5 protein-coding genes are annotated in these 4,475 nt (G+C 74.3%); 3 read left to right on the forward strand and 2 right to left on the reverse strand.

Annotated features, from left to right (window positions below; all coding sequences use genetic code 11):
- Positions 1-1,305 (reverse strand): hypothetical protein (locus tag QM595_RS14750; RefSeq protein WP_415172328.1); only part of this gene is annotated, 1,305 nt, incomplete at its 3' end.
- A 206-nt stretch (positions 1,306-1,511) separates the two neighbouring features.
- Between QM595_RS14750 and QM595_RS14755 the strand changes: the two genes are divergently transcribed.
- From QM595_RS14755 to QM595_RS14765, 3 genes are read left to right on the forward strand one after another with little or no spacing between them, the layout of a single operon-like run.
- A complete protein-coding gene (locus QM595_RS14755; protein WP_415172329.1) occupies positions 1,512-2,006 on the forward strand; it encodes an FABP family protein in 495 nt (164 codons plus the stop codon).
- On the forward strand, positions 2,003-2,461 hold the full coding sequence (locus tag QM595_RS14760; RefSeq protein WP_415172330.1) for a Fur family transcriptional regulator: 459 nt from the start codon (positions 2,003-2,005) through the stop codon (positions 2,459-2,461). Before QM595_RS14755 ends, QM595_RS14760 begins: the two co-directional genes overlap by 4 nt.
- Positions 2,448-3,416 carry a YgfZ/GcvT domain-containing protein gene (locus QM595_RS14765; protein WP_415172331.1) on the forward strand — a complete coding sequence of 323 codons (969 nt, stop codon included), beginning with the start codon at positions 2,448-2,450 and terminating at the stop codon, positions 3,414-3,416. The genes QM595_RS14760 and QM595_RS14765 overlap by 14 nt, the downstream gene beginning before the upstream one ends.
- A gap of 111 nt (positions 3,417-3,527) precedes the next feature.
- On the opposite strand, the gene mshD is transcribed toward QM595_RS14765, so the two are convergent.
- Complete coding sequence (gene mshD / locus QM595_RS14770; RefSeq protein ID WP_415172332.1) at positions 3,528-4,340, reverse strand: mycothiol synthase; 813 nt, start codon at positions 4,338-4,340, stop codon at positions 3,528-3,530.
- Positions 4,341-4,475 lie beyond the last annotated feature (135 nt).

The raw sequence follows: 4,475 nt of genomic DNA on the forward strand, positions 1-4,475 counted from the left end.
CCCGGCCTGCTCGGCTGCCAGCCGCGCCTGGTGCGCGGCCTCCGCCTCCGCGGCCCGTTCGCGGGCGCGCCGCTCGGCCTCCAGCCGGGCCTCGGTGGCGGTGGTGGCGGCCTCGACGCGCTCGGCGGCGATCCGCTCGAGCTCGACCCGGGCCTGGGTGGCGTCGGCGACCTGCTGACGCGACTCGGCCAGCGCTGCGGCCGTGGCAGCCGCGCTGGCCTCGGCGATCCGGTGAGCCTCGGCGAGGCCAGCGTCGGCGTGCTGACGGGCCGTGCTCATCGCCTCGTCGGCCCGCTGGCGCGCCTGGGTGACGGTGTCGAGCGCCTGCTGCCGGCCCGCCGCGATGGTCTCCTCGGCCTGCGCCTGGGCGGCGGAGACGAAGCCACGCGCCTCCTCGTGTGCGGCGGTGAGCTCGGCCCGGGCCTGCTCACGGTGCGCGGCGAGCGCCTCCTCGGCCTCCAGCCGGGCCGCGTGGGCGCTCTCCAGCCGGGCGGCGAGCTCGGCGGCGGCCCGCTCGGCCGCCTCGCGGTCGGTGTGGGCCTGCTTCGCGGACTCGACGTGTGTCCCGAGGCTCTCCAGCGCCTCGGCGTGGGCGGCGGCCAGGGTCTGCTCGGTCGCCAGCCGGTCCTGCTGCGCGGCGGCCGCCTCCTCCGCCCGCTGCTGCGCGGCCTGCTCGGCGGAGACCCGTGCCTGCTGCGCTGCCTGGGTCAGCGCGGCCAGCGAGCGGGCCGCGGCCTCGGCGTTGACGCGGGCGCTGTGGAGGTCCTCGACCTGCTGACGCAGCTCCGCCTCGCGGCCGGCCGCGGCCGCGGCGGCCTCGGCATGGCGGCGGGTCGCGGTCTCGGTGGCGGCGGCGTGGGCCTCGGCCGCCCGCTCCGCCTCGGCGCGAGCCGCGACCGCCGCCTCGGCGCTCGTCTGCGCGTCGGCCAGCCGCCGGCTGGCCTCGGCCGCGGCGGCCTCCGCCGTCGCGCGCGCCTCCAGCGCAGCGGTCAGCGCCTCGGCTCGCTCGGCGGCCCGGCGGTCGGCCTCCTCGGCGAGCCGATGTGCCTGCGTGGCGGCCTCCTCCGCCGACATCCGCTCGGCGGCCTGGGCCGCGGCGGCCTGCTCGGCCAGGGCGCGAAGCCGCTCAGCGGCCTCGGCCCGCAGGGTGTGCTCACGGACGCGGTGGTCGAGATCCTCGAGCGAGGCGACCGGCACCGCCGGCGTCTCGTTGGTGTCGTCGATCGACCGGGCGGGCTCGGGGGTGCTCTCGGACGCCGTACGGCGGAACCACCGACGGTCGTTGGAGCTGGCTGGGTCCTCCATGACCAGCGAATTCTATCGACGGCGGGCGACGCTCGGAGGCGACTTCACGACACTAGTGTCGCGCGTCCGAAATCATTGAACGGTTCGCGCACCCGCGGCACGCCCCTCGCCGCGCCGGCTGTCGAGCCCGGCCAACGCCGCCAGGGGCGTGCCCGGGCGGCGCGACAGGCCAAGGCTTAGCCGCGACAGGCTACTAGACTCCAGATGTGGTCTTCGAGCTCCCCGACAACCTCCATCCCGACTGCGGGCCCGTCGCCTGGATGCTGGGTACGTGGCGCGGCAACGGGCACGGGGACTACCCGACCATCGAGCCGTTCCAGTTCGGCCAGGAGCTGATCTTCACCCACGACGGCCGGCCGTTCTTCCACTACTTCTCGCGCGCCTGGATCGTCGACGAGGCCGGTGAGCTCGTCCGCGAGGGGGCGCTGGAAACGGGGTTCCTGCGGTGCCGCCCGGAGGGCCAGGTGGAGCTGGTGCTGACGCACTCCAGCGGTGTCGTGGAGATCTGGTACGGCGTCGCCGAGGGCGGCAAGCTCGACATCGCCACCGACGCGGTGGCCCGTACCGAGTCGGCGAAGGAGGTCGTCGCCGGCAAGCGGCTCTACGGCAACGTCGAGGGCGAGCTGCTCTACGCCTACGACATGGCGGCGGTGGGCCAGCCGCTCCAGCCGCACCTCTGGGCAAGGTTGCAGCGAGCATGAGCACGGTGGACGGCGATTGGCGCCAGCGGCTGCGGGCACAGGGCTATCGGCTCACCCCGCAGCGCGAGCTGATCCTGGGCGCGGTCGAGCGGCTGCAGCACGCCACCCCCGACGAGATCTATGCCGAGGTGTCGCAGACCTCGGCGGCGGTCAACATGTCGACGGTCTACCGCACCCTGGAGGTGCTCGAGGGGCTTGGCCTGGTGCGCCACCTCCACCTGTCCGACCGGGCGCCGACCTACCACTCGGTGAGCAACGGCCCGGTCCATTTCCATCTCTCCTGCCGGACGTGTGGCGGGGTGATCTCTGTTGACGAGGAGAAGGCGGCGACGTTCGTCGAGCGACTGCGCGTGGAGCAGGGGTTCGTGGCGGACGTCGCCCACCTGACGATCTTCGGGGAGCACAGCCCGCCGTGCCCCCCGCCGACGGAGGAGCACTCGCATGACCACCGCTAGCCCGCTGCTGGCGCTGCCGGGCGCCGTCGCCGCCTCGGGTGCCGACGCCGGCGTGGCCGCCCACTACGGCTCGTTCAACACCGAGCAGCGCACCCTCGTCTCCGGCGAGGGGTTCGTCGACCTCTCCCACCGCGATGTCGTCGTCATCGCCGGGCCGGACCGGCTGACCTGGCTGCACTCGCTGACCTCGCAGGCCTTCGAGGGGCTCGCGCCCGGCGTCTGGACCGCGGCGCTGATCCTGTCGCCGACCGGCCATGTCGAGCACTACCTCATGGGCGTCGACGACGGCACCGCCTTCACCGCCTGGACCGAGCCCGGGTACGGCGCCCCGCTGGCGTCGTACCTGGAGAAGATGAGGTTCTGGTCCGACGTCACCGTCACCCTCGCGCCCGAGCTGGCGGTGGTCTGGCGGCCCGCGCCCGACCACCCCGAGGCCGACCCCGGTCGCTACGCCGTCATCGCGCGCGAGTCGCTGCCGGTCTTCGCGCAGGCGGCCGGCCCGGCCGCCGGGCTCTGGGCGTTCGACGCGCTGCGGATCGGCCGCGGCGAGGCCCGCTTCGGCATCGACACCGACGTCCGCACCATCCCCAACGAGGTTGGCTGGCTGCCGGGTGGTCCGGTCGCCGCGGTCCACCTCGACAAGGGCTGCTACCGGGGCCAGGAGACGGTGGCCCGGGTCCACACCCTCGGCCGACCGCCCCGCCGGCTCACGCTGCTCCACCTCGACGGCTCCGAGAACCGGCTCCCCGAGCCCGGCACCCCGTTACGGTACGACGACCGCGAGGTCGGCTTCGTCGGCTCGTCGGCCCGGCACCACGAGCTCGGCCCGATCGCGCTGGGCCTGCTCAAGCGCAGCGTCCCGGTCGAGGCGGTGCTGTCGGTCGACGGCATCCCCGCCGCGCAGGAGGTGCTGGTCGACCCCGAGGTCGGCCTCCACGTCCGCCCGCTGCGCTAGCGAAGCGCTGATCAATCCCGCCTGCTGCGCGCCACGGCGCCATTGATCAGCGTTTCCCTAGATCGATCCGGCGTACCGGCGCGGCCCCCTTCCCCGAGTCACAGATTCCGGTTAGATCGGGATGCCCCGGCGGGCGAACTGGACGTGGGTGTCGCGCTCGGCGTGGCTGAACCCGAGGCTCTCGTAGAGCCGTCGGGCGGGCAGGTTGTCGGCCTCGACGTAGAGGTGCACCTGGTCGGTGTCAGCCAGGTGGCGCAGCCCGGCCAGGGTGAGCAGCCGGCCCAGGCCGTGGCCCTGCGCCGCGGGATCGATCGCCACGACGTAGACCTCGCCCTGGCTCGGCGAGTGCCGCTTGGTCCAGTGGAAGCCCAGCAGCCGGTCGCCGTGCCACGCCTCGATCAGGCCGTCGGGCTCGAACCACCGCTGCGCCATCCGCTCGCGCAGCCCGGTCATCGTCAGTGACCCCTGCTCGGGGTGGCGCGCGAACGCCGCCCCGTTGACCCGAAGCAGCTCCCTCTCGTCGCCGGGCCGGAAGCTGCGCACCTCGATCTCGGTGGCGGGCGTCTCGGGCAGCGGCAGCGACATCGGCCGCCGCATCACCCACAACTCCCGCACCACCTTGAACCCGTGTGAGGCCGCCATCGCGAAGGCTGCCGGGTGGTGGCCGTGCGACCAGGCCGTCACCGGCCCCATGTACGACGCCAGCAGGCTCTCCAGCAGCGTGGTGCCCACGCCCCGCGACCGCGCCGGGGGCCGCACCACGATCGAGGCCTCGGACCCGATCAGCAGCGCGAAGCCGCCGTCGATCAGCCAGGTCTCGACCGCGTCCGGCCGGTTCTGCAGCGTCAGCACGGTCGCCTCGTCCAGGGGGGCGACCCCGTCGTAGGCCTCGACCTCGTCGGCGATGGTCAGGACTGCCTCCACACAGGCAGCCTAGTAGCCTGTCGCGGCTAATTCGCTGCTATCGCGGCGCCCGGGCACGCACCTCGCGGCGTTGCCGACGCTCGACAGGCCACCGGCCTGCCTTCGCGCCGGCGCCTTGCGAGGCACGCACCCGGA

The sequence above is a fragment of the Nocardioides sp. genome (assembly GCF_047607185.1).
Lineage (GTDB): Bacteria > Actinomycetota > Actinomycetes > Propionibacteriales > Nocardioidaceae > Nocardioides.

Bases quoted from the DNA above. Each gene is read 5' to 3' on its own strand.
- QM595_RS14760 (WP_415172330.1), top strand. From the start codon at position 2,003: ATGAGCACGGTGGACGGCGATTGGCGCCAGCGGCTGCGGGCACAGGGC.
- QM595_RS14765 (WP_415172331.1), top strand. From the start codon at position 2,448: ATGACCACCGCTAGCCCGCTGCTGGCGCTGCCGGGCGCCGTCGCCGCC.